Source organism: Hungatella sp. L36 (assembly GCF_014288035.1).
The window spans coordinates 87,286-107,821 of record NZ_JACOPC010000009.1; the positions used below are offsets into that span (position 1 = coordinate 87,286).

Here is a 20,536-nt window from a genome sequence, read left to right on the forward strand (position 1 = left end):
CTCCTATCTGATTCCATCTGCATAGTATATCACATTTTACAGGACAGGGAAAGGTTTTCCAGGCTGTTTTTCCGGTAGCTCCCCGGCGTCACTCCGAACCGTTCCTTAAATACCTTATTAAAATAAGAAATGTTCCGGAAGCCATTTTCCAGCGCAATATCCATCACCTGCCGTTCCGTCTCCACCAAATCGGCCGCCGCCCTGGTGATCCGGTAATGGTTGATATACTCTATGCAGGTCATGCCTGCATACCGCTTAAAGAAATTCATAAAATGAGTCTGGCTGAAATGGCAGACCGATGCCAGCTCCTCTATGGATAACGTTTCCCTGTAATTTGACTGAATATACGAAAGAACCTCTTTTAACTTCTCCTCGGCGCCGGATTCTCCGTTGCTTCCCTCGTGCTTCGCCGCACATCCGTACTGGTACAGCAGGCGGAAAAACCGCATGAGCAGTTCCTTCGTGTACAGCTCGTACCCATACTGCTTCTCATTAAAGCATTTTAAGAGAAGGACAAAACACGCCTTCATCTCCTCATAGCCAGCTGTCCCCGGCTTCACGACCGGAAGAAAACGCAGCTTCCCGGACTGGACCGGGTTTAAGAACTTCAGGGTACAGGCATCCGGAACCTGGTAGCCCAGGAAGTCGAGATGAAACACGAGGCTGTCCGACACCATGTCCTTTCCCGGCATCTCATGGGCAGAATGGAGCATGTGAGGAGAAATCAGAAGCAGATCCCCTTCCTCCACCGAAAATGTCTCAAAATCGATATCGTAATAGATGGCCCCCGACCGGATCAGGGTGATCTCCATCTCCTCATGCCAGTGCAGGGAGAGATTTCTGTACGAATTCGGCACGGAACAGTGGTAATAGCGGACCGGCATCAGCGCATCCCCGTGATTTGTCTTCTCTTTATAGTCCGGCATCCGGCCGCCTGTGCTCCCAGTCTTAAGCCCCGTTCTCTCCATTTCCATTTATCCTCCCCATTATCATAGAATTGTGTTACTATCCGGTATTATTTTGCAAGATTTCCTTTCTTTTTTATAGTATATTATCAATATAGCAGATGTCAATAGCATCGTAAACAGGAATTATGAATGAGCCATCTGAGCTGTTACATTAAAAGGAGGAAATGGTCATGCCGCAATGGTTAAAAGACGCAGTATTTTACGAAATTTATCCCCAGTCATTTCAGGATACCAACGGGGATGGGATCGGTGATTTTCAGGGAATCACCGGGAAGCTGGACTACATAAGGGACTTGGGCTGCAATGCCCTTTGGATCAATCCCTGTTTCGACTCCCCCTTTAAGGACGCGGGCTACGATGTATGGGATTATAAGAAGGCAGCCCCCCGCTACGGGACCAACGAAGATCTGTACCATCTGTTTGAGGAGGCCCACAAAAGGGGCATACGCGTGCTGCTGGACCTCGTTCCCGGCCACACCTCCGAGGAACACGAGTGGTTTACCATGAGCCAGAAGGCGGAGACCAACGAATACTCCAACCGCTACATCTGGACCAATCACTGTTTCGAGGGCGCCAAGGGCTTTCCGTATATCGGCGGAGAGAGCGAACGCAGCGGCGTCTATGTACTCAACTTTTTTAAATGCCAGCCGGCCTTAAACTACGGCTTCTTAGATCCGAAGGAGCCGTGGCAGCTCCCCACCGATCATCCGGACTGTACCGCCACCAGAGAGGCCATGAAGGACGTCATGCGTTTCTGGCTCGACCGGGGGTGTGACGGTTTCCGTGTGGACATGGCCGCCTCCCTGGTGAAGAACGACGATGAGGAAAAGACCGGCACCTGTGCCATCTGGCGAGATGTCAGGGAAATGCTGGACAGCGACTATCCGGAAGCCGCCATGGTCTCCGAATGGGGCAATCCGCGGCTCGCGCTGAAGGCAGGCTTCCACATGGATTTCTTCTTAAATGGACGCGGCAATGGTTACAGCACCCTGATGCGCGACTATGAGAGCCAGGAGGACCACAGCTTCTTCAAAAAGGACAGCCACGGAGATATTACAAGGTTCTTAGACGATTACCTGCCCAAATATGAAGCTTCGAAGGAGGACGGTTACTTCTGTCTTTTGACCTGCAATCACGACACACTCCGTCCCCGCTATAATCTGGATGAGACTGAGCTGAAGCTGGCCTTTGCGTTCATTTTTACCATGCCGGGCGTTCCCTATCTCTATTACGGCGATGAGATCGGAATGCGCTATTTAGAGCTGGCGACAAAGGAAGGCGGCTACTTCCGAACCGGTTCCCGCACACCGATGCAGTGGAACAGCGGAAAAAATGCGGGCTTCTCCGATGCGGATAAAGACAGCCTCTATCTCCCAGTTGATGAAGCCTCCGACGCGCCCACCGTGGAAAATCAGGAATCCAATCCGGATTCCCTGCTCCACACCGTAAAAGCCCTGCTGGCCCTGCGCCATGATCAGGCAGATTTACAGGCCGACGCGGAATTTGAGCCGCTCTATGCTAAAAAGGGAGCGATGCCCTTCGTATACCGCCGCGGCGCACTGACCATTGCGGTCAATCCGTCAGGCGAGACAGTCACAGTACCTTCTGATGGTCAGAAGTCTGCCATCTACTCCATCGGCAGCGGCAGATGGGAGAACGGACAAATCGTTCTGGAACCGCAGTCATTCGTGGTGCTGGAGCCAAATACACCGTAGGAAGCACTGCCAAATGCTCCTAAAAAAAATGGCCGGCAGGAATTATTTGAAACAATTCCTGCCGGCCAACTATTAAGTCCGGCGGCATTAATCTTAATCTCAGGTTAAGCCTGAGCGCCAAGCTCCGCCAGCGCTTCACCCAGGTTCTTAAGCTGCTTCTCCGCGTCTCCGTCCGGGGATTCCAGAGCGATGACGCCCTCACCGCCGACGATCTTCGCGCCGCGCTCCGCCATGCGCTTCTCCCACTCGCGCATCCAGTCGCCGCCGCCCCATCCGTAGGAGCCGAACAGCCCGACGTGCTTGCCTTCCAGAGAACCGGATATCTCCTCGATTAAGGACTCCATGCTCTCATCTAACTCCTCTGCGCCGCAGGCAGGACAGCCGAGTGCAAAGGCGGAAGCCTCCTTTAAGTGATCCGGATCTGCGCTTCCAATCTCTGTAAGTATCGGGTTTCCACCCTTTCTCTCGATTCCGTCTGCAACGTGCTTTGCCATTTCCTCTGTATTTCCTGTTGAACTAAAATATACTACATAAATATCGCTCATGTTTTATTCTCCTTTTCTTACCGCCACTTCATACAGGCGGCTTCCATTTATGATCTGCTGCATGGCGGCCTCTCTCGCCCGGTCATACCGGGTAAATTTAAGTCTGGCCTGCGCAGGATTGTGATATACTTTCCAGTAACCGGTAAACAGGAATTTTTCTCCGCTGTAACGGATAAAATCCTTGACATCCTCGACCGGATATTCCAGCAGAACGCCCAGTTCGTGTGGAAATTCTCCGCTGCCGGCCAGATACGCGGTATATTTGCGTTTTAATCCCATAAGAATGGAAGCCAGATCAAACTGCACATATCCGCAGGATTTTAAAAATTTTCTTATTTCCTTATTTGCCAGAAGTGCTTTCAGCATGGGGAAGCGGTACAGAAACAGAACCTCTGTCCTGTCACCGGCTGCCAGCATGACCGCAGTAATTTCTGTGCCTGCAAGGGCGCTTCTTACGGTCTGCAGCGATCCCTTTGCCATGGTCACAAGATTAGACGCCTTAATTCCCTTTAATACGGGGGCGCACTGGATGGAAACCTGAAACTCCAGCCTTCCTGCGTGGCTGCACTCTGAAATATATGACATAATTGCGTCTGTTGACATCCGTTTCACTCCTTCCGCTTTCTCATTATCCCCGGAGTAAACTTATTTTATCTATCCAGATTTTTGAAAGCCATAAGTTAGTTGTTGCTAACTTCATATAGATTAGCATATGCTAACTGTTTTTTCAAGTGTTTTTTTACTTTTTATGGCTTTTGCGGAAGCTGAACACTTACTTTTTTTTGGTGTGAAGCTCGATCTGCTCACTGATCTCCTCCACCTGCTGCGACGGCACATAGTCCTCCTCGTCAAATAAAAACTGATGAAGACGGATTACATTGTCTCTCAGAGTGACCGGTATGACGCAGTCCTTCTTTCCCACCAGTGCATCCTTCAGTTCAAATGGGAAGCCCTCGGTCTCCGTTAAATGGAATTTCGACACAGTGCCCGCCAGGGAGAGAATATTCTTCATCCCCACGCTGGAGGACACGGAAGGGAGTATGGAAAATGCCAGCTGACGCACAGTTCCCAAATCTGCCTGCTTTAACTTCTCCAGCACCAGCTCCGCCACCAGCCGCTGCCGTTTTGTCCTCATAAAATCCGTATCCATCTTCCGCAGCCTTGCATACGCTACGGCCTGCACCCCATCCAAATGGTTCATTCCCGCCTTCTTCAAATGGTGGGAACCGACTCCTGTGGACTCCACGGTCTCTGTAATAAAGCCATTGATGACCTTAAACTCCTCCGGACTGATCTCCACGTCAATCCCTCCTAACAGGTTAATCGCATCTGCCACGGCCTTCCAGCTGAAGGAAACGTAATCGTCGATATTTAAGTCCATATTTTCGCTCAGCGCCCATATGGCCTGAGCCGGACCGCCTTCAAAATAGGCCTGATTGATCTTATCGTATTTATTCTTTTCATCAATCTTAACGTAGGTGTCCCGGTAAACCGACACCATTCGGATTTCTCCAGTCTCCAGATTGATATTTAATACCATCTCCATATCGGACCGCGTGCCTTTTCCAAGCTTTCCTTCCCTGGAATCCACCCCAAACACAGCCACCGTCCAGAACCGGTCCATCGTCTCCTGGGCCACCTCGCTTATATTCGTATTCTGGATCTGTTCCATTGGCACTTCAGGTATTGGCTCCTCCCGATGCGTCACATTCCAGGCATACCCCAGCATGTTTCCGAAAAGTGCGGCCCATACAGCGGCCAGTATCACAAATCCCCATTTCCAGTGCTTTGCCATGTTTCCTCCTTGGATTGATGAGTTATCCCGTAAAATATCGTTTCTGAGCCGGCTGGCCAGGCTCTTGCACCGGAGCAGGACGCCCGGTAAAGCGTAACGCGCCGTCCCCGGGACTTTTTGCTGCACAGAAAGAGCTTCCCTATGCAGCAAAAAAGAGAGACCTCTCTTTCAGCTCAGAGCATCTCTCTTTAGTTTCCTGTCTTTTTTTAATTTTATTCATTGTTTATTTGTTTCATCATTCCCCTGCAAAGGCGGGAGAATTCTCGCTTGTTTCGTTAAACAGGGATCTGATTTCATCCGGATGGCTGATGATGTATTTCGGCTTAAAGGCTTCCAGCTCTTCCCTGTCCCGGAATCCCCACAGCACACCTACGGTGTCCATACCTGCGTTGATTCCCGTCTTCATGTCGGTGTTCGTATCTCCAAAGTAGAGGCATTCCGACGGCTCCACATGGAATTCCTCCGCCGTCTTAAGGGCGCCCTCGGGGTCCGGCTTACACTTCATGCCCTTTCCCTCCCCGGTTATCTTATCGAAAAAGCCAGGACCATAGACGGTCTCCACACACTCAACGGCTCGGTCATGGGCTTTGTTTGTCACCACCGCGATCCTGATTCCCTTTTCCTTCAGCATCTTTAAAAAATCCGGCATCCCTGCATACGGTTCCATCTGATATAAGCAGTATTTCTTGAACATCTCGTCGTAGACCGTCAGCGCTTCCTCGTAGTGCGTAAGCTCTGTGTCCCCACAGTAAACCAGTGTCCGTTCCACCAGCTTCTTATAACCGTCTCCCACGAAATACCTGACGTGATACTCATCAATAGGGCCGTAGCCAAACTGTTTTATCGTCTCATTCACCGTCTTCTTTAAAGAATGCAGTGTATTGATAATCGTTCCATCCAAATCAAAAATACAACACTGATACATGATTTTGTCCTCCATATTCTGTCCTTACTTCTGTGTTCCAGCCTGTTCGTCCTGCTCTTCCCACTGCTTCTGCACACCGCTTAAAAGCCACATAACATCTCTGGAAAGGGCCATGCTCTCTGACACAAGGTGCTCTGACACGGCTTTTTCCATATCCTCCACCTCGTATTCCAGCGCCTTCTTGCTGTTGCCGCAGGCGATCTCCTCTCTCCGTCCGTCTGCCGTATAGACGATGGCAGCGCGGTCCGCCCTCGGATACTCCGCGACCTCGATATATCCCAGTTCTCCGGCTACCACGCCGCGTTTTGGCTGCTTGGCCCTCATGGAGAGCGTGATAACCGCCATCTGTCCGTTCTCGCCCATGAACACAATTCCGGACTGTTCGTCCACTCCGGTCTCGAAACGCTTCACGGCTGACAGAACGGTATCCGGTCTCTCATCCAGAAAATACCTGGCAAAGGACACGGCGTACGTTCCGATATCGAGAAGCGCTCCCCCGGCCAGGTCTTTACAAAAGAACCGGCTGGTCACATCGTAAGGCTTACAGCTTCCAAAATTGACGGAAATCGTCTTCACTGGCCCGATCGCCCCCGAAGCTACGATCTCCTTAAGCTTTTTATAGAGAGGCATATGAAAAATCGTCATGGCCTCCATTACCACCACACCCTTTTCCTCAGCCAGCGCAGCCGCTTCCTCCATCTCCGCGGACGACACCGTAATGGCCTTCTCGCAGAGAACATGTTTTCCAGCCAGGACCGACCGCCTGATGAATTCAAAATGCATGTTGTGAGGCGTTGCTATGTATATAATGTCCACATTTTCATCCGAAAGCAGTGCATCTGCGTCCGCGAACGCGTGCAGAACTCCGTTATCCGCCGCAAAACACTCCGCCTTCTCTCTGCTCGTTCCACAGACACCATAGACGGCGCCGCGGCACGCAGTCAGGGCCGACGCCATCTCCCGCGCTATTAATCCGGTTCCTATGATTCCCCAGTTATATGTTTTCATAATTTATGCCTCCTTACTGACAAATTTAATCCTCTGCGTTACCGCGTGTCCTGTTTTCTCCACTTATGGAACCATTGTCTTACCAGTTCTATATCTTCCTCACACAGGCCGGACGTATCCTCCTCTGACATTCCACGTAAATACATATTTCTGGCAACAATCTGCTTTGCCTTTAATTCACCTTCACGCCTTCCCTCAAGTCTGCCGTCTTCAATCATTCCCCGTATGGCTTCACACATATTAATCTTCCCGCCTTTCTCTCTGTACCTTTCCTTTACGTCTTCCAGTTCTTTCGAATGAGCCATGACAGCAATTACATCATAGGCATCTTCGCTCAGCTGTTCAAAGCTGTCCTGATTTTCTGCGACATAATTACGTACCGCAGTTTTATCTCCGGAAAAGCCAATAAATCCGAATACTTCCCTCAAATCAGTGTTAAACTGGTCGATATCTTTAAAACGTCTGACCTCCAGAACATGCAGACGATAGTTGTTAAACAGATCTTTCAGCATTTCCGGAACTTCATCGAAATTAATAAGCGAATAAAGGTCCTTTGCACCATCCCATGTTTTCTCACCATAGTACAGAACAATGGTAAAAACAGCGTTTAACCTGTCTTCCTTCCTGAAACTGCCGAGAAACTCCCCCTTATCCAGCCCCTTAACCTTTTGGTTCTTCTTCTGGATTCTCCTCATCTGCTCATCATATCCGGCTGCGTCCTCAAGCATTACACGCACTGGCATACTGTAGTGAATCTGATCCTGATGTTCCAACGCTATTACTACAAAACCTGTTATCCGAGTATTTTTATCTAAAATATTCTCGCCGGATATGACTGGTTCGCCACGAAACACAAAACCATTAATCAAATCCGCATACCGGTCCTCGTCTTCAAAATACCTGGCTAATGCAATATCTCTTTTCCCCATATGCACACCTCCTGTTCCTTTTACAACGCAGAGAGGCTATGGGGCCTTCAGTATGATTATATAAAAATACTGTGTAAAATACAAGTACAGGAGCCAATTTTACGCAATCTGCCGTTATAACTTACTTTATTAAATTTTACTTTTTGGAATTGCTCCGGCGATATGCCGTTACTAAGAATAAACGAAAATATTTTGAATCATTTGAATAAACCGGCAGCCTTGTTGGTTGTATGTTACAGGTTACCATATATGGTTAGAAATTGCAAGAAATATAAAACGATTCTTTGATATCGTGAACATTGATATCTGCCAGGCTCTATAATCATTATATCAATGTTAAAAAGCAGAAAGATTTTCCGCTCTGATTATAATTTCAGATCAGCCAAAATCCTTATTCAGCAGCGGAAAATCACTTGTAATCCTATAAAACTTACAAACTCACAAAACCTCTTTCGCATCCTCCGGCAGTCCCTTTACATGACGGAAAAACCCCAGGCTCGCCTCCGCTTCCTTCACATCGTACCGCAATCCCAACTGTTCTGCCACCGTAAGAGCAGTCTCATGAAACAGCACGCACATGGTATCGGCCGCCTCCCACATCTCATCCAGCCTGCCGCCCGCGTACGTCCGGATCAGCCGGTCCCAGTCCTCCTGTGATAAGCTGCGGTACAGATACTTTCCGGATTTCCCCGCACTGCATGTAAAATTCGTCTGAATCCCGGCCTTCCAGGACAGAAGCGTAATGAGCTGGGGGCGCACATGGAGGTTCACTATGTCCTGCGCATACGGCACCTCTTTTCTCCACAGTCCCTTCGCTACATTGTTCAGGCACCACCAGAATTCATTGCATACAAAGAGAAACTGGCTCTCCTCCGGCCGTTTCACCCGGTATTGCTCCGCCGTCGGTTCCGGCGCTTCAGCCAGACAGCCAGCCTTATCATACAAAATCCGGAACATCCGGTCCTCCTCCATCATCTGCAGGGAGTAGGAAAGCGTCTGTACATGAAGGTCGAGGCGGTTTCCATCGGCAAACTGCATAAGCCATCCGTAGCAGTTTTCCACATCCGAGGGAAACTCGTCGTTCTCCTCCGGATACTGCATGTAAAGGCGGTCTCCAAACCGGTCGATCCACGTTCTGTCCTTCCGAAAGCTTTCCGTCTCCCTCACGACGAAGGCGATATCATAATCCTGAAAAATATCCCTTTCCGCCTCCGGATTCACCCGGGATCCATTCATATAAACGGCGAGAATGCGGTCGTCCGCCTTTGCCGTATCGATTATCATTGTATACATTTCCTGTTCGGTTCGCATAGAAGACGCCTCCTTTTTATCCTTATTTTACCAGAGCATCCATTCCTGCACAAGATTAGATTTTCCATCGTGCATAAACCTTCCATCACTACCTCATACTAAGATTACCGATAAGAAATGGAGGAAATGGGATTATGAACAAAAATATGAAATACTGGGCGACTGGAATCATTGCCGCCATCGTTATCCTTGCAATAGCCGCCTTTGCCGCGGCCGGAAGCAGAAAAAAGGCGCCGATTCCACCCGCACCGACGGAGATGGAAAGCAGCAGCCAGACCGCGGAACAGTCGTCCGGTTCGGCGGAAAGTAAAAACAGTATGGACCATAACGGCCACGGCGGCAGTGATGCAGCCTCTGACGACGACACCAACCGCTACTTACAGCGCCAGGATGAGATCATGATGGACATGATGCATGACATGGAGAACATCCCCAAGACAGGAAATGCATCCATCGACTTTTTAAACGGCATGATTCCTCATCATGAGTCCGCCATCGATATGGCCGACAGCTACCTCGAATACGGCGGAAGCAATGAAAAGCTGAAAAAACTGGCCGAAAACATCAAAACCACTCAGACAGAAGAGATTCAGCAGATGAAGGATCTGATCAAAAAGTATGAGGCGGAAGGCCATAACGATGCAGACCAGGAAAGCGCATATTTAGACGAATACGACAAGATGCTGGAGCACGACCATTCCATGAGTAAGTCCGGCACCGACAGCCTCGATCATGCATTTGCTGAGGGCATGATCATGCATCACCAGATGGCGGTTGACATGGCCAAATCCATCCTCGAGTACACCAATTACGAGGAGATCAGGACTCTCGCCCAGAACATCATCGATGCTCAGGAAAAAGAGATCGAAGAGATGAAGGAATTCACCTCATAAAATAGATGGGATATGCAAAAAAGAACACAGGAACGTTTAATCCCGGGCACGCATTCAGCGCCGCCCGGGATTTTTAAGTTTCCCGTATTCGTCTGTGGTCTATATTTACGGCTGCCCATTTTCTGCTTTCAGCAAAGCCTGGTCCAGTTCTGTCAGCATACAGGCGATCACATCATTGACAGCCCCGTCAGGATCGTACATAACGGAAAATAAATGGTTCAGATTTTCCTCAAACCGGTCCGGCAAATTTTTGCATCTGTCTTTGCAGAGACTCACGAGCCGTTTCTCCCCCGGATGGGTCTGCCTGTTCATGGCAAATAGAATATCAAAGTAGCTGGCCAGAAATTCCGTCGTCCTGTGATTGATGCTGACGAGGTCTCTCCTGGACGCTGCCTTCCGTATCTGTGCATCGTAAGACGGGAGTACGCCGCTTAGCAGGGCTCTGTTCTTCCGAATGATTTCAGCCCTCAACACCTCCGGATAGGGGACATCAAAACGCTTCTTCATTGCTTCCAGTGCTCCGTCCCTGTCATACAGGATCCTGCACGTGGCAAGATTATGCCACATACAGGTAGTGTAGCCGTTGGAAGCCCGGTACTGCTCCACAACCGCTGCCACATCTCCCTCGAAATCCTGAAGCTTCCGATAAATAATATCGATGTCCACACCATTGTTCAGCGTGCAGTTGTCCTCTGACTCCCAATAGTGATTTCCGATCTCCATGACGCCGCAGTACTTTTCCAGGATACTCTTACGCCGCTCTTTTGCTATCTCCATTTCCACATACACATAGATATCGTAATCCGACTTCTTGTCGGCCTTTCCCGTGGCTCTGGAGCCGCCCACTGCCACCGCTGCCGTTTCCGGGCACGAGGATATCTCTTCCAGAAGTGCGGTTACCTCCCTTTCCATCACAGGTACGCCGGACAGTGCCCTGTTTTCGCTGATCGTGGTTTCGCCTTCCGTTTGTTTCTTACCAGCTTCGCTCATATTGTTTTCTCCTCTATTCTATACCGGCTCCAGCCTTCCGTGGTACCAGCTGCTGACCCCGTTCTTCTTAATGAGGCTTCCCATGGCGCCAGTCTCCACCAGTTCCACCCGCTCTCCTGCCTTTACTTCCATATGATAGTCGCAGAAATCGTCACACCGGAGCGTCCCATCCCGCTCATATAAATAGTCTTCCGGTACGTCAAGCACGGTATCCGTGGTCAGGTGGCGAAGGCGCACCAGCCCCGCACCCGGACTCTGCCCTGGCAGAAGTTCCACACGGTTGTCCGTGTACTGGACCGATATCCGGGCCTTCCTCTCCTGCTGGCTGTCGACAGCCGTCATTTCCGGGAATCCCCCGTAGGAGGTCCAGCTGACTTCTTCCATGGTCCCCTCTGCATCCGGAATAATCAGGCAGTTAAGCTGTCCATCCCGCTTCAGGCCGCAGCCCCCGTCGATACTGATGATATTCTTGTTCCGGTCAAAAAACGGGTTGAATTCCGCCACCTCATGGCGGTAGAGACAGACGGGCCAATGGCCTGCCACCACGCACCGGTCGAAGCTTCCGCCCCTGTTTCGAAAGTCATCGAACTTCAGAACCGGAGTGGCCTCCTGCCCATCCATCTCCTCCCACCGCTCAGGAAGGCCGCTGTGAACAAAAATAAAATTGCCCGCTTCCACGATGGAAGGCAGCTCTGATAAAAATTTCAGTTCCGCCTGCCCGTGGGCTATCACCTTTTCCCTGGCAGCGGCTGTCTCCGCTTCCGTCTGCGGATGCCCGATCCCCATTTCCTCACAGAAATCCAGAAAAAGACTTCCTCCCCATCGTTTCTTTGCCGTTCGTATAAATTCCGCCAGTGCCCTTGTCCGCTCTGGTTCGCGGCTTCCAATCAGCTCCAGCTGCCATGAATCCACATTCCCCGAAATCACATGGACGTTAGGTTTTTTATCAAGCTCCATGACATAACGGAGCGTTTCTAAGGAATACGGTCCCTTTTCAATGATATCACCATCGATTATCAGCTCGTCATCCTCACAGAACCCCGCCTTTTCCAGCACCTTTTTCAAAAAATGGACATGGCCGTGGATATCGCTGACCGCCAGAATCCGGCGTCCCCGCGGAATATCCAGGCTCACTCGCTTTATTGTTATCATTCTCTCATTTCCTTTCTCTGTCTCTCCGCTTAATCCCACCAAAAAAACAGAAAGGACTGCCTGTGATGGACTGCTTTAAGCTGCAAATGGACCCGCTCCCGTTTTCTTCGAACTCAGCCATCTTCCTCCTGCCTTCCCATGCGATCCCCACCTGATGTGAACGTACCGCATTCTCTCTTTTTCTGTCAATTATACCATCCTGCTGGCAAAATGGCACGGGAAACATTTGGGAGCTGCGCGGATGACAAGATTGTAATCGAAAAGGGAAAAACCAGTGTTTTCCCCAACTGATCTTTCCCTTTTCGATTTTTTAACGGGCTTATTCCTCTCCAGCCTTATTCTTCTTAAGCGCCGCCAGTATCACACAGCCGACCACCGATCCGATCACAACCGCGGCAAGATAGCCGAACGGATTTCCGATCGTCGGAAGTACGAAGATACCGCCGTGAGGTGCGCGCAGCGTACAGTTCAACGCCATGGAAAGCCCGCCTGCCACGGCCGAACCGATGATACAGGACGGAATCACGCGCAGAGGATCTGATGCCGCAAACGGTATGGCGCCCTCGGATATAAAGGACAGGCCCATGATATAGTTTACCAGACCGGACTGGCGTTCCTTCTCCGTAAATTTCTTCTTAAAGAATGTGCTGCACAATGCGATCGCAATGGGAGGAACCATGCCGCCCGCCATAACCGCTGCCATAATATCGAAGTTTCCTTCCGCCAGCTGCGCCGTGCCGAACACGTATGCCGCCTTATTGACCGGGCCGCCCATGTCTACGGACATCATGCCGCCGACAACGGCTCCGAGGATCACCTTACTGGTGCCGCCCATGCCGTTTAAGAAATGGGTCAGACCGTCATTGATCGCACCGACAAACGGATTGATAAATGTTGTTGCCACCGCGACCAGGAAAATGCCCAGCAGCGGATATAAGAGAACCGGTTTGATGCCTTCCAGAGATTTTGGAAGCTTTTTAAATACTTTCTTTAACAGGACAACAATATAACCGCCGATAAAACCAGCCAGAAGCGCGCCTAAAAATCCTGAGTTCACGTCCCCGCCTGCCGGATTCATGAACGTGGCTCCCATCTTTGCCACCATGCCGCCTACGAAACCAACCGCCAGACCGGGACGGTCCGCGATACTCATGGCGATATAACCGGCCAGAACCGGAAGCATCATGCCAAATGCCTGCTCGCCGATCGTCTTTAAATAGGCCGCTATCGGTGTATTCTTACCAAAATTAGCCGGATTGATGGAATAATCATCGAACAGGAACGCCAGGGCGATTAAAAGTCCGCCGCCGATCACGAACGGAAGCATATGGGAGACGCCGTTCATCAGATGCTTATAAATGGTGTGGCCGATGCCCTCGCTCTCTCCGCCCTCCTCTGAAGCAGCGGCACCTGTATGGTGGTAGACGGGAGCTTCGCCGCTCACAGCCTTTTTAATCAGTTCCTCACCTTTTTGAATTCCGTCGGAGACAGAGGCCTTCACTACGTGTTTACCATCGAAACGGGCCATATCCACATTCTTGTCTGCTGCGATGATGATTCCGTCGGCAGCGGCGATCTCTTCCTTCGTCAGAACGTTAGCCGCACCCTCGGCTCCGTTGGTCTCCGATTTTACAGGAATGCCAAGCTTCTTTCCCAGCTGCTCCAGATTCTCAGCCGCCATAAAGGTGTGGGCGATGCCGGTAGGACACGCGGTCACTGCGAGGACACGGTATCCGGCTGCGCTCTTTAAAGGCTCCTGGACCTTAGGCGCCGCGTCCTCCGCTATCTTCTCCTCTTTCCGCACTTTCTTCTCATAGCGCTCGGATTCCTTGTCGTCGATCAGCTGTAAAAATTCTTCTTTTGACTCCGCATGGATCAAATCATTCTTAAAGTCAGGATCCATAAGAAGCGTGGACAGACGGGACAGCGCTTCCAGATGAACATCCGCTTCGCCCTCAGGCGCCGCAATCATGAAGATTAAATTGGCCAGCGAACCGTCAAACGCTACGTAATCCACGCCATCAGGCACCACCATGGCTGCCAGTCCCGGTTCCTTAACCGCGGCCACCTTGGCGTGAGGAATCGCAATCCCCTCGCCTACCGCAGTGCTTCCCAGCGCCTCGCGGGCCAGAATGCCTTCTTTATAGCCGGCTCTGTCGTTCAGCCTTCCGCCAGCCGCCATCAGACCGATCAGCTTATCAATGGCCTCTTCCTTGCCAGAGACTTTTACGCCGAGCTCGATACTTTCTTTTTTCAATAATTCCGTGATTCTCATCTAAAAACCCCTCCTATCGTAATTCCTCATAAAGTTTCAAAATATCTTCCTTACAGGCCAGCCCCTCGGAAAATGCGCTGGCGCTTCCGCAGGCACTTCCAAGCCTTAAAGCGTGCTCGTAATTTCCATTTTCCAGATATCCGGCGATGAATCCCGCCACCATGGAATCTCCGGCGCCCACAGAATTCTTCACCGTTCCCTTTGGAACTCCCATGGAAAATACCGCTCCATTTTCAGCAATTAAGACGGCTCCGTCCCCCGCCATGGAGACCAGCACGTTCACCGCGCCCTTTTTCTGCAGCTGTCTAGCGTAATATATGATTTCCTCCTCATCCTTTGGCACCGTACCGAACATCTCGCCCAGCTCATGGTTATTCGGTTTAATCATAAATGGATGATAGGGAAGGACATTCATCAGCAAATCCTTCGTCGCATCCACTACGATGCGGATGCCCCTTCCGTCTAACCGCTCCATGATCCGCTCATAGATTCCGTCGTCGATGGAATGCGGGATGCTTCCCGACAGGACTAGGACATCGTCCGCCCTCAGCTTCTCAAGCTTTTCAAAAAGCTTTTCCACATCCGCTCCGGTAATCTCCGGACCGGTGCCGTTGATCTCCGATTCCTCTTCCGATCTAAGCTTTACGTTGATTCTGGACATACCGTTCTCCACCCGGATAAAATCGGACTGGAATCCCAGATTTTTCACTCCCCGTTCAATCTCGTCTCCCGTAAATCCAGCCACAAACCCGAGCGCGGTACTCCCAAAGCCCAGCGTCTTCAGTACCGCCGATACATTGATGCCCTTGCCCCCATAATAAATGTCTTCCTGCACGGTTCTGTTGACCATTCCCAGCGTGAAGTGATTTACTTTTACTACATAATCCAAAGCCGGATTAAATGTCACTGTGTAAATCATATGTCACCTCTCCTCATTATTATAAAATTTTATTTCTTCCCTCTGCTATACTATATTATGATTTAGTATTTTCGTCAATACATTTTCACAAGAAATATTATTTCTTATAAAGTTTCGTCAATTTCCATAAATCTCCATTCCATTTTCCCTGTTTCCCCGCGTGTTTTTTGTACTTTTTTACTATGTATTTTTCCAATAATTGCTGATTTCATGCATCATCGTTTGTTTCCTTTTATGAGGACGGGATTTTCCTGTCATGGGAACAATATTTTCCTTCCACGAAAAAAACAGGAGCCAATGTCCGGTACGGCATGTTCACCGTATACTCCCTGACACTCACTCCTGTTTTCAATGCCTGCTGGAAAAGATAGATGGTATATCCATATTTTTCGTATAATCCCGTTTCGCCGGATCAGTTATTCTTGTCCTCGGAAATCGCGATCTCATGGCGTCGGATATGGTCGTATGAATCCTTCTTGCTCACAGCCAGAAACAGATAGAGAATCTCGACCACCATAGTGGCCGATACCCGTGAGAAGCAGAACTCACCCAAAAGCAGCTTCTCCCTGGTCGCCGTTGTGATGTGGTAATCGCTGGCCTGACCCAGCGGCGAGGCGGCGTTGTTGGTGATCGCAATCATCTTGCAGTGATTCTCCTTCGCCACCGCGGTGAGCGTCATCAGCCGTTTGGAAAAACCGGAGTTGGATATGATGATCACCACATCTTCCGGCCCCATATTGCAGGTAAACGCCATCTGTGTCTCCCAGATCGTACCCGATACCGCCTGAATGCCCAGTTGATTGAACTTGAAGGCGCCGTCTAAGGCGACCGGAATCGTATTCCCCACAGCCACCAGCTGCACCGTGCGGGCATGTTCAATCAGTTCCAGGATCTTTCCCAGCTGAACCGGGTCCATCATGGACACCGTCTGTGTCAGCTCCGCCGCCTTGTTGGCCAGGATATTCTGGAGGGACTGCGCGATATTATCGCGGCTGATATCGTTGGATACCTCCACGGATTTCCCGCGTTCCTCCGCCACCTCCTTCGCCAGAGTAATCTTTAAATGATGAAAACCGTTAAATCCGCAGCGCCTGCAAAAACGCGATACCGTCGCGTCGCTGGTTCCGCTTGCCAAAGCCAGCTCCGCGACAGTCATATCGATGATTTCACTTTTGTGCTCCAGTATATAATCCGCAATCTTCTTTTCCGCCTCAAAAAAGGTATCGTAAGAAGAACACAGGACTCCCGAAACGTTGATATGATCCTGCATGGCTCCTCTTCCTCCGTTCCTGTCACGCATGTAATTTTATTTCATCATTATAGCACGATATGAAATAATTTGTAAAGGAAGTTTTTACCATTCTCCCGGGAAATCCCACGTATTGTGATCCTTCCTGGTATCGCGCAGAATATCGTCGATCTCCTCGAACATCCGGCTGTCCGGAAGGTTACGCTCCCATAAGCGGAATGCCTCATCTGATTTTATCTCTTTCACGTCGATGGGCGTCCCGGCGCAGTAATCACGGTTCAGCTGGCCGTACAGCTCCGCCATCTTGCGCATATGCTCCTCCGGCAGACTGCTCATCTTCTTATAGATCTGCTGGCTTATCACGCCCACCAGAAAATCGGTTCCGTATTCCTTAAAATTCAGCAGGTTTTCATCGGTCAGGCCGTGAGCCGCCGCGTAACGCTCCATATCCGCTTCCTTCGTCGTATAGCGAAGCTGCCCGCCGTCTCCCCATGACAGGATTCCGTACTGGCAGGGCGGAATGGCAAAGGAGTCCGCCACGATCTCACTGATATGGTAGGCATCCTCCGGTTCTCCCGGCTCAGGCTTGTATTTCTTGGTCCGCTGCAGATGCAGGTGTCCGCTGATGAAGACCGGCACACGGTACCGTTCCAGCAGTTTTATAACCTCATCGCTGTTTTCCAGGGTGCAGTCCACAGGATACAGAATACTCTCCTTCAGCAGGTTGTGATGGGCTATGGGAATTACCGAGATCCCCAGTTCCTTCGCCGCTTCCAGCTGCTCCTCCATCCATTTGACGGTGGTGCTCCGTATTCTTCCTCCCACCAGGTTCACCGGCTCATACTGGGCGGAATCCAGCATCATCAGCCAGTTTTTCTCGTCAAGCTCACAGATATAGCTTAAGGAGGTCTCATCTCTGCTGATCGCCTGGTCATATCCGAATTCATGGTAAATGTCCAGGAATTCCTCCGCGCTGACCGATTCCGCCGCCTCCCTCACTTCTCCGAAATAGGAGGCAGCGTTGGGATTATTGATATCGTGATTTCCCGGAATCACGAGGACCCGCACGCCCTGGTCCGCAAGCACCTTCAGCTTTTCCGCAAGCGCCTCATGAGCCCCCTTCTCGCCGTTCAATGTTAAATCACCGCTCAGAATCACGGCATCGGGCATAAGCTCTGTCATCTCTTCCGTAAATACATCCATCAGCTGGGAAATATAAGGAACCAGCTTTCCATCGTCCCGTTTCACCATCTCGTCGAACGCCTCGCCGTAATCGGTCATGGATGGGGCGAAATAATGGATATCAGAGACCGTTACTATGGAAGGCGGCCGGTACTCTTCCACCGGCAGTTCTTCCTCTATCTCCGGCCGGACCGTCTCTGTGCGGCCGCCGTACCATCTCCCGCTTTCGTCCTGCTGCCTGCTTTCTTCCTGTGTCTCCGCCTCGGATGGCGTCGCTTCCGCGCTCTCGCTCTCCTCCTCTTCACGTTCCTCTTCCTGCGATTCTCCGGTCTGCACCATCGTCGTCTCGCTGCTGCTTTCTCTGCCCGGTTTTGTCGGTGAGGAGATCTTTCCCACAAACCAGACGATGCCGAGGCACATAGCTATAAGTCCCGCATAAATCAGGATCATCAGCCAGTTTTTCTTCCCTTTACTCATATAACGTCACAATTATGTACCTTTCTATCCAGTCACTCGATGTCCACGGGAATCATACCATACGATCACTCAGTCAGCAGCAAATTCCCCCGCTTCCCGGCCCTCCTCTCACAGGTCAAGCGCTCTCTCATAAACCTTCCGCACTTTGTCTACGGTCGGCACACCCTCATGCACCTTTACTCCATCCACGAAATACGTCGGTACATACCAGTAGTCCAGGGAATCCGCAAACGCCTTCTCCCTGTTCTCATCCACAATTTTCACCTCGACTGCCTGAAACTCCGGCCGCTCCGCCTTCAGTTCATCCATCATGCGAAGTGCCTGCCGGCAGTAAGGACACGATTCCTGTATCATCATCAGTACCTTTTTCATCTGTATTCCATCCTTTCTGGTTCTATCCCTTCTTGCCGTTCCTTTCCGGAAATCTGCAATCAATCCCTGCTTTCTCATACTGTTTCACTATTTTATCATTATTTCTTCTGCATATCAATACACAAGATTCAAATACTCCGCTGCCTGCAAAAATCATTGCAGGACAGAATAAAGAGTCCGGTAAACCGGACTGGCGCGCCGGAGCGCGGTCGCTAAAGCGGCCATATTTCCTTAGCACGGAGTGCGCATCCCCCTTTTACTATGACATGAAAAACCGCCTCTGTCATGCGGTAACAGAGGCGGTTCTCATAGGAGTCATGATTCCTTCACGGGTCAATGAAGGAAAACCCAGAGGGTTAATGTATAGAATATTCACATGTAGTTAGTGTTTGCTAACTGAATATATATTAGCATATGCTAACTAAAAATGCAACCACTTTTTTTGAGAGAATTCCTCATTTCCAGTTAATACCATCTTGTCATGGGCAGCTCGTTATTTACGCCCTTGGAGACAAGGATCTGATGAAGGTCGATGATACCGTTGTGGAAGGTCGCGGCACAGGAGCTTAAATAGAGTTCCCACATTCTCGCAAACTCAGTCCCCATCTTCTCCTCCACCTCCTGCCTGTGGCCGCTGAAGTTTTGTTCCCAGCAGCGCAGGGTCTTATAGTAGTGGCGTCTTAAGCTTTCCACATCCAGGGTGTAGAACCGGTAGTCGCCGAATAAATGGATTATTTCCCGAAGGCTGGGCACCATGCCGCCCGGAAAGATATATTTCTTGATCCACGGGTCCCCCGGATACTCTTTGAGCGCGCTGATATAATGAAGCAGAAGGAGCCCGCCCGGCTTTAACACGGAATCCACATTTTTTACGAACAGCTCGTAATTCGCCCGCCCTACGTGCTCCAGCATCCCGACGCTGACCACCCGGTCGAACTGTCTGCCGCTCTTCTCCAGCTCGCGGTAATCCATCCGCGCTACCTCAATCTGTCCCGTCAATCCCTCTTTTTCGATCCGCTCTTCGAATTCCTTCTGCTGTTCGTGGCTTAAGGTGATTCCAAGCCCCTTTACACCGTACTCCTTCGCAGCCCGGATCAGCAGATACCCCCAGCCGCATCCGATATCGAGCAGGGTCATGTCCTTCTTTAAACAGAGTTTTTCCAGGATACGCTCCACTTTATTGCACTGCGCCTCGTATAAGGTGTCGGTCTCATGTTTAAAGTAACCGCAGGAATAGCTCATGGTCTCATCCAGCCACAGGCTGTAAAAATCATTGCCGATGTCATAATGGGAGGTGACTTCCTTCTCCTGATTCTTCTTTGACTGGGAGGTAAACATCAGCTTCTTTAATTTGGATCGGTCTGTGGAGAATCGGTCCATCTGTCCCAAAAATGAGTCCAGAGCCTCGAACAAATCCCCTTCCACCTCTAAATTTCCCTTCATATACGCCTCGCCCAGCGCCAGGGAGGTGCTCGTCAAAAGCTCTTTCCCCTCGATATCCTCTTTTAAATCCACCACAAAGGTCGGATTTCCATTTCCGATATGATGGGTTTTCCCATGGATCTTCACATCAAACGGGTGCTCGTCAAATCGCTGTAAAAAAGAAATCATAAAATTATCTGTCATGGTCTTCATGTGCAGTTCCTCCATATTACCGTTTACTCTCAAATTTTCAATCTTTTGTCACTCTCTTTCTAATGAATTCTTTCCAGTTTTTCAGGATTTCATAAGTAAACCTGTAAAGTTAAGGAATTTATGCAGTGCAGTACTAGATTTGCAACATCATACAAGACTTTTTTACTTTATTGTGATAAAATCAAAAAAGTTTGAA

General features: G+C 50.2%; 18 protein-coding genes. 2 read left to right on the forward strand and 16 right to left on the reverse strand.

Features of this window, described 5'->3' with window-relative positions; all coding sequences use genetic code 11:
- Positions 1–29: 29 nt before the first annotated feature.
- On the reverse strand, positions 30–974 hold the full coding sequence (locus tag H8S80_RS20255) for a helix-turn-helix transcriptional regulator (RefSeq protein WP_243007847.1): 945 nt from the start codon (positions 972–974) through the stop codon (positions 30–32).
- Positions 975–1,138: 164 nt separating this feature from the next.
- Here H8S80_RS20255 and H8S80_RS20260 point away from each other — a divergent pair, with 164 nt between their 5' ends.
- Positions 1,139–2,683: an alpha-amylase family glycosyl hydrolase gene (locus tag H8S80_RS20260; RefSeq protein ID WP_117630886.1), complete on the forward strand. Its 1,545-nt coding sequence runs from the start codon at positions 1,139–1,141 to the stop codon at positions 2,681–2,683.
- A gap of 104 nt (positions 2,684–2,787) precedes the next feature.
- On the opposite strand, the gene H8S80_RS20265 is transcribed toward H8S80_RS20260, so the two are convergent.
- The 7 genes from H8S80_RS20265 to H8S80_RS20295 form a co-directional block, all read right to left on the reverse strand.
- Entirely contained in the window at positions 2,788–3,228 is a 441-nt protein-coding gene (locus H8S80_RS20265; RefSeq protein ID WP_002603445.1) for a flavodoxin, read from the reverse strand.
- A 3-nt stretch (positions 3,229–3,231) separates the two neighbouring features.
- The gene (locus H8S80_RS20270; protein ID WP_025530600.1) at positions 3,232–3,831 is read right to left on the reverse strand and encodes a DUF3793 family protein; all 600 of its coding nucleotides are present in this window, start codon (positions 3,829–3,831) and stop codon (positions 3,232–3,234) included.
- Positions 3,832–4,000: 169 nt separating this feature from the next.
- Complete coding sequence (locus tag H8S80_RS20275; RefSeq protein WP_117630887.1) at positions 4,001–5,023, reverse strand: LCP family protein; 1,023 nt, start codon at positions 5,021–5,023, stop codon at positions 4,001–4,003.
- Between the two features lie 235 nt (positions 5,024–5,258).
- A complete protein-coding gene (locus H8S80_RS20280; RefSeq protein ID WP_117630888.1) occupies positions 5,259–5,948 on the reverse strand; it encodes an HAD family hydrolase in 690 nt (229 codons plus the stop codon).
- Between the two features lie 24 nt (positions 5,949–5,972).
- Positions 5,973–6,956, reverse strand: coding sequence for a Gfo/Idh/MocA family protein (locus H8S80_RS20285; RefSeq protein WP_117630889.1), 984 nt, complete (start codon positions 6,954–6,956; stop codon positions 5,973–5,975).
- A gap of 38 nt (positions 6,957–6,994) precedes the next feature.
- Complete coding sequence (locus tag H8S80_RS20290) at positions 6,995–7,885, reverse strand: transposase (RefSeq protein ID WP_117630890.1); 891 nt, start codon at positions 7,883–7,885, stop codon at positions 6,995–6,997.
- A 438-nt stretch (positions 7,886–8,323) separates the two neighbouring features.
- Entirely contained in the window at positions 8,324–9,196 is an 873-nt protein-coding gene (locus H8S80_RS20295; RefSeq protein WP_002603439.1) for an aminoglycoside 6-adenylyltransferase, read from the reverse strand.
- A 134-nt stretch (positions 9,197–9,330) separates the two neighbouring features.
- Here H8S80_RS20295 and H8S80_RS20300 point away from each other — a divergent pair, with 134 nt between their 5' ends.
- Positions 9,331–10,089 carry a DUF305 domain-containing protein gene (locus H8S80_RS20300; protein WP_002603438.1) on the forward strand — a complete coding sequence of 253 codons (759 nt, stop codon included), beginning with the start codon at positions 9,331–9,333 and terminating at the stop codon, positions 10,087–10,089.
- Between the two features lie 105 nt (positions 10,090–10,194).
- Here the strand turns inward: H8S80_RS20300 and H8S80_RS20305 are convergent, their stop codons facing one another.
- The 8 genes from H8S80_RS20305 to H8S80_RS20340 form a co-directional block, all read right to left on the reverse strand.
- Positions 10,195–11,079 (reverse strand): DUF4037 domain-containing protein, encoded by an 885-nt coding sequence (locus H8S80_RS20305; protein ID WP_117630891.1) that lies wholly within the window; start codon positions 11,077–11,079, stop codon positions 10,195–10,197.
- 18 nt (positions 11,080–11,097) lie between these two features.
- A complete protein-coding gene (locus tag H8S80_RS20310; RefSeq protein WP_117630892.1) occupies positions 11,098–12,231 on the reverse strand; it encodes a metallophosphoesterase in 1,134 nt (377 codons plus the stop codon).
- A 319-nt stretch (positions 12,232–12,550) separates the two neighbouring features.
- A complete protein-coding gene (locus H8S80_RS20315) occupies positions 12,551–14,506 on the reverse strand; it encodes a PTS fructose transporter subunit IIABC (protein ID WP_117630893.1) in 1,956 nt (651 codons plus the stop codon).
- Positions 14,507–14,519: 13 nt separating this feature from the next.
- Positions 14,520–15,425 (reverse strand): 1-phosphofructokinase, encoded by a 906-nt coding sequence (gene pfkB / locus H8S80_RS20320; protein ID WP_002603434.1) that lies wholly within the window; start codon positions 15,423–15,425, stop codon positions 14,520–14,522.
- A gap of 412 nt (positions 15,426–15,837) precedes the next feature.
- Positions 15,838–16,695 (reverse strand): MurR/RpiR family transcriptional regulator, encoded by an 858-nt coding sequence (locus H8S80_RS20325; RefSeq protein WP_025530610.1) that lies wholly within the window; start codon positions 16,693–16,695, stop codon positions 15,838–15,840.
- 84 nt (positions 16,696–16,779) lie between these two features.
- Positions 16,780–18,333 carry a metallophosphoesterase gene (locus tag H8S80_RS20330; RefSeq protein WP_181987885.1) on the reverse strand — a complete coding sequence of 518 codons (1,554 nt, stop codon included), beginning with the start codon at positions 18,331–18,333 and terminating at the stop codon, positions 16,780–16,782.
- A 108-nt stretch (positions 18,334–18,441) separates the two neighbouring features.
- A complete protein-coding gene (locus H8S80_RS20335; RefSeq protein WP_002603431.1) occupies positions 18,442–18,705 on the reverse strand; it encodes a thioredoxin family protein in 264 nt (87 codons plus the stop codon).
- Positions 18,706–19,170: 465 nt separating this feature from the next.
- On the reverse strand, positions 19,171–20,340 hold the full coding sequence (locus H8S80_RS20340) for an SAM-dependent methyltransferase (protein ID WP_002603430.1): 1,170 nt from the start codon (positions 20,338–20,340) through the stop codon (positions 19,171–19,173).
- Positions 20,341–20,536: the final 196 nt, after the last annotated feature.

Excerpts from the sequence above, each read along its gene's own strand:
- H8S80_RS20330 (WP_181987885.1), bottom strand. The coding sequence starts at position 18,333 with ATGAGTAAAGGGAAGAAAAACTGGCTGATGATCCTGATTTATGCGGGA.
- H8S80_RS20260 (WP_117630886.1), top strand. The coding sequence starts at position 1,139 with ATGCCGCAATGGTTAAAAGACGCAGTATTTTACGAAATTTATCCCCAG.
- H8S80_RS20315 (WP_117630893.1), bottom strand. The coding sequence starts at position 14,506 with ATGAGAATCACGGAATTATTGAAAAAAGAAAGTATCGAGCTCGGCGTA.
- H8S80_RS20290 (WP_117630890.1), bottom strand. The coding sequence starts at position 7,885 with ATGGGGAAAAGAGATATTGCATTAGCCAGGTATTTTGAAGACGAGGAC.
- H8S80_RS20255 (WP_243007847.1), bottom strand. The coding sequence starts at position 974 with ATGGAAATGGAGAGAACGGGGCTTAAGACTGGGAGCACAGGCGGCCGG.
- H8S80_RS20270 (WP_025530600.1), bottom strand. The coding sequence starts at position 3,831 with ATGTCAACAGACGCAATTATGTCATATATTTCAGAGTGCAGCCACGCA.
- H8S80_RS20310 (WP_117630892.1), bottom strand. The coding sequence starts at position 12,231 with ATGATAACAATAAAGCGAGTGAGCCTGGATATTCCGCGGGGACGCCGG.
- H8S80_RS20325 (WP_025530610.1), bottom strand. The coding sequence starts at position 16,695 with ATGCAGGATCATATCAACGTTTCGGGAGTCCTGTGTTCTTCTTACGAT.
- H8S80_RS20275 (WP_117630887.1), bottom strand. The coding sequence starts at position 5,023 with ATGGCAAAGCACTGGAAATGGGGATTTGTGATACTGGCCGCTGTATGG.
- H8S80_RS20300 (WP_002603438.1), top strand. The coding sequence starts at position 9,331 with ATGAACAAAAATATGAAATACTGGGCGACTGGAATCATTGCCGCCATC.
- H8S80_RS20265 (WP_002603445.1), bottom strand. The coding sequence starts at position 3,228 with ATGAGCGATATTTATGTAGTATATTTTAGTTCAACAGGAAATACAGAG.
- H8S80_RS20305 (WP_117630891.1), bottom strand. The coding sequence starts at position 11,079 with ATGAGCGAAGCTGGTAAGAAACAAACGGAAGGCGAAACCACGATCAGC.
- H8S80_RS20340 (WP_002603430.1), bottom strand. The coding sequence starts at position 20,340 with ATGAAGACCATGACAGATAATTTTATGATTTCTTTTTTACAGCGATTT.
- H8S80_RS20335 (WP_002603431.1), bottom strand. The coding sequence starts at position 18,705 with ATGAAAAAGGTACTGATGATGATACAGGAATCGTGTCCTTACTGCCGG.
- H8S80_RS20285 (WP_117630889.1), bottom strand. The coding sequence starts at position 6,956 with ATGAAAACATATAACTGGGGAATCATAGGAACCGGATTAATAGCGCGG.
- pfkB (WP_002603434.1), bottom strand. The coding sequence starts at position 15,425 with ATGATTTACACAGTGACATTTAATCCGGCTTTGGATTATGTAGTAAAA.
- H8S80_RS20280 (WP_117630888.1), bottom strand. The coding sequence starts at position 5,948 with ATGTATCAGTGTTGTATTTTTGATTTGGATGGAACGATTATCAATACA.
- H8S80_RS20295 (WP_002603439.1), bottom strand. The coding sequence starts at position 9,196 with ATGCGAACCGAACAGGAAATGTATACAATGATAATCGATACGGCAAAG.